General features: G+C 45.9%; 4 protein-coding genes and 1 pseudogene. 2 read left to right on the forward strand and 3 right to left on the reverse strand.

The window, feature by feature from the left end:
• From H6S82_RS22475 to H6S82_RS22485, 3 genes and pseudogenes are all read right to left on the reverse strand, one after another.
• On the reverse strand, positions 1 to 424 hold a 424-nt coding region (locus H6S82_RS22475; protein WP_191056733.1), incomplete at its 3' end, for a L,D-transpeptidase family protein.
• Between the two features lie 141 nt (positions 425 to 565).
• Positions 566 to 958 (reverse strand): annotated as a pseudogene (locus tag H6S82_RS22480) (L,D-transpeptidase); the annotation flags it as partial.
• Between the two features lie 560 nt (positions 959 to 1,518).
• Positions 1,519 to 2,181, reverse strand: coding sequence for a bifunctional 4-hydroxy-2-oxoglutarate aldolase/2-dehydro-3-deoxy-phosphogluconate aldolase (locus H6S82_RS22485; RefSeq protein ID WP_190470641.1), 663 nt, complete (start codon positions 2,179 to 2,181; stop codon positions 1,519 to 1,521).
• A gap of 227 nt (positions 2,182 to 2,408) precedes the next feature.
• Here H6S82_RS22485 and H6S82_RS22490 point away from each other — a divergent pair, with 227 nt between their 5' ends.
• Together H6S82_RS22490 and H6S82_RS22495 are read left to right on the forward strand one after the other, a co-directional pair.
• Positions 2,409 to 2,822 carry a PRC-barrel domain-containing protein gene (locus tag H6S82_RS22490; RefSeq protein ID WP_190470644.1) on the forward strand — a complete coding sequence of 138 codons (414 nt, stop codon included), beginning with the start codon at positions 2,409 to 2,411 and terminating at the stop codon, positions 2,820 to 2,822.
• A 218-nt stretch (positions 2,823 to 3,040) separates the two neighbouring features.
• Entirely contained in the window at positions 3,041 to 3,889 is an 849-nt protein-coding gene (locus tag H6S82_RS22495; protein WP_190470647.1) for a DUF2382 domain-containing protein, read from the forward strand.
• Positions 3,890 to 3,917: the final 28 nt, after the last annotated feature.

The following is a 3,917-nucleotide window of genomic DNA, read 5'->3' on the forward strand; positions in this document are numbered from 1 at the left end:
GAACATTAGGAGCTACGTACCCCGGCCCTCGCATTGTTTTAGCGCGGTATTTTCTTTGCACAGCAAAGGTTCCCCGACGAGTGGGAGTCGATCGCTTGCCACTGGAAATGCGAGAGGAATAAACCGCTCTGCCATTTTCCCAAGCAGTTAAGCGTTGGCTTGCTAAGTTAACTTCTATCCAGCGTCCCTTTCCGCGTGCGCGAGTCACTTTAGCGCGTTTAGCGCGTTTGGCTTTATAGCGTTTAGAATTAGACTTCCCAACTGTGTTAGTAGTTTGGTTACGCTGTAACTGCGCTTGCCTTGCCGACCTAGATGCCGCTTCTGTTGGCATTGACCAGGAAAATAAAGTTACCAGTACGAGCGCCAGACCTGCCCAGAAAGTTCCGGATCGACGTAAAAAAACAGAACGAATTATGGTTTCCATAGTTCACTTCCTCCTGGCTCTAGGTTACAGCATAACTTTCTCAAAAACCGTTAAAAATTTCAAATTTAAAGTTACGAATTGAAAAGGCAAAAAAAGATATTTCTCATCTTTATTTTGCCTTTCTACCGATTACTTTTGGCGTTATTCATGGACGATCACGGGAGTTCCCACTGCTGCCCACTTAAAGAGCCACTCGGCATGATCGAGAGCTACATTGACGCAGCCGTGGCTGACCGGAGTGCCAAAACGGTTATGCCAGTAAGCGCCGTGAACGGCATAGCCCCCGGAATAATACATAGTGTGAGGTACATTGCTAACATCATATCCCGGCCCAGTCATGCGGGTAGATGCGAACTTAGTCTGCACGGCAAAAGTACCGACGCGGGTGGGAGTTGATGCCTTCCCAGTGGAAACAATCACGGCACGCACGGGTTCTTTTCCTTCCCAAGCAACCAGCCTTTGGTTGGAAAGATCGATTTCAATCCAGCGTTTTTCTGATTCTTGCATCTCTAAAATTTTATTGGCAATTTTATCCCGCAGTGCAATTGTGGCGACGGGGGGTGCGGGTTTAGACCAGGATTGTCTTGGTTTGGAGAATGACTGTCTTGGTGTTGTGTAGGGCTGCCTCAATCTGGAAGAGGATTGTCTCGATGCGGGATAATATTGTCTCGATCGGGAAGCGGATTGTCTTTGTGTAGAAGAAGACTGTCTCAATCGAGAAGCGGATTGTCTTAGTGTGGAAGAAGACTGTCTCAATCGGGAAGAAGGCTGTCTCAATCTTACCGTGGACTGAGTTGGTCTTGACAGGGGCTGTCTCGATCTAGTTAAGGGCTGTCTTGGTGTTGTCAAAGTCAAGGACTGTCTCTGTCTGGAAACGGACTCTTTTGGTTTTGACCAGGCAGAGAATGCTGTTAGGGAGATTGCCACACTGACCAATAAAGCTCCAGAACAACGCCACCAAAAAGAAGAAAATATTTTATTCACGATCGCATCCTCCTCACGACAGAATGTTTGCTGTTTAGCAAAAATAAATTTTTAGTCGATCGCAGCGGCTGGTATAGCGCTTTTAAGTTATGGTATATCAGCTGGCAGAGTTATTTGGTAACTGTGGCCTCACCTTTCCAGTTCTTGATAAGATCGCGCAAGCGGGATGCCTTACAGCTTATCCCTTGCCAATCTCCCGTCGCCACTAGCTGTTGGGGAAATAGCTCGCCTGCAAGTCCTACTGCGATCGCTCCAGCCTGTAAAAATTCTGTCGCATTTTCCAGCGTGACGCCACCGGTGGGAATCAGGGGAATATGTCCCAGCGGCCCTTGCAAACTGCGGATATAGCTTGCACCTCCCACTGCTTGAATCGGAAATACTTTCACACAGCTAGCTCCTGCTTGGTGTGCGGTGACAATTTCTGTTGGCGAAAGCGCCCCCGGCACGATGGGCACTCCGGCATCTACCGCCGCCTGAATTAAAGTTAAGTTAACGTGCGGGGTAAAGAGGAATTGGGCACCAGATGCGATCGCCTGCTGCATTTGCTCCCAGTTTAGCAGGGTGCCGGTGCCGATCGTACACTCCGGCAGCTCCGAGCGCAACTGTGCAATTAGCTTTGGTGCTTTGTGGCTGTTCCAGGTAATCTCTATCAAACTCATTCCCCCAGCTGCCACTGCTTTTGCCATCTGGCGACCTAATTCTAAGTCTTGGGCCCGAATGACTGCGATCGCTCGCTGTTGCTGCAACAGCTTTATCCAATACTGATTAGACATTCTCCACATCTACGTTTAGGCATATTTTTATGGTAATTGCTAATTGCTAATTGTTTTTTTTAGCATAAACCATAAACAACGCACAATATATCTTTTTATATAAGACATTTGGGTTGCCAAAGGAGCATAGCTACTTATGCCGACATTGAGCAATCATTCTCCCGAAAGATGGCTTCGCTATAGGCATTTTGTTAGCTTATTCGTGAAAGAATTCAAGGAAATATTTTATGGCATTTTTACGCATAGACGAGTTTTATCCCAATTACCGCAAAAAACTTTTCGGTGGTGATGATATCAAAGGGCTTGCTGTCTATGCAAGTGGAACTGATAGAGAAATTGGCATCGTACTAGATGCTCTTGTCGATTGGGACGGTCGTTTCCAATATTTAGTTATCGACACAAGCAGTTGGGGTTTCGCCAAGAAAGTGTTACTTCCCATAAATAGTTGCCTTGTCGATTACGAAGAACGACGAGTTTATGCCGATGGCATTAACAAACAAAAAATTCAATACTTACCCGATTACTACAGTACCGAACAGGTGGATGAAGATTATGAAGAGCAAGTAAGACTAATTTATGAGATGCAGGATGCTAACTATTTACTTGCCGAACAGAAACAAACCATATCTTATCATCATTAATCATCGGCCATCGGTCAACCGCTGCAAGGATTTTGGATTTGAGATTGGCTTTGTGAAACTTGTCAATCAAACAGGTAAAAATGCTAGAAATTCGCTGTTTTATGCCTAATGACATAGGACTCTGACAAATAATTCAGCCTTGGGTATCTTTCCATAGAAAGAGGCATAGAACTAGCGAAAACTTCTAGCATTTTTGTGTAGAATTGGAGAACTATTGCATGGCTCTTCTAAAAATCGAAAATTATTATCCCAATTACCGCGAAGAACTCTTTGATGGCGATGACATCAAAGGAGTTGATGTCTATGCTGATGGCACCGATGATAAGATTGGCAGCGTGACAGATGTGCTAGTGGATGAAGACAGCGGACGTTTTCGCTATTTCGTCATCGATACAGGCTTTTGGGTATTCGGAAAGAAAGTATTGCTACCGGTGGGCCGTTCGCGTATTGATGAGAACGACGAGCGCATCTATGCGATCGGTCTGACAAAACAGCAAGTAGAAAATTTAGCTGAATTCAACGACCTCGAACGGATTGATTACGATTATGAAGATCGGGTAAGAGGAGTTTATCGTCCGCAAGATACCGATCGCTCCGATTATGTAGCTGACGATCGCAATAGCTACAACTACGAACAAGAACCAAATCTGTACGGTATCAACGAGCAAGATCACCAAAGCATCAGACTCTACGAAGAACGCTTAATTGCTAACAAAGCACGTCGCAAAGTTGGTGAAGTAGCAGTTGGCAAGCGCGTGGAAACCGAAACGGCAAAAGTTTCAGTTCCCATTGAAAAAGAGCGCGTTATCGTTGAACGCACTACCCCAGCAGATGTGGGTACGCCAGTTACCCCAGGCCAAGTAGACTTCCGGGAAGGGGAAATGGCACGTATGGATATCTACGAAGAAACTCCCGATATTCGCAAAGAAGCTTTTGTGCGGGAGCAAGTTACCGTCAGGAAGGAAATCGATCGCGATACCGTGGACGCGCAAGAAACCATTCGTCGCGAAGAGTTAGATATCGACACCCAAGGCAATCCGGTTGTACGGAACCCTCGTAACATATAGGTTCTGAACTGAAAAAGATGGCAACCGA

Source organism: Planktothrix sp. FACHB-1355 (assembly GCF_014748295.1).
Classification (GTDB): Bacteria; Cyanobacteriota; Cyanobacteriia; order Cyanobacteriales; family Aerosakkonemataceae; genus Aerosakkonema; species Aerosakkonema funiforme_A.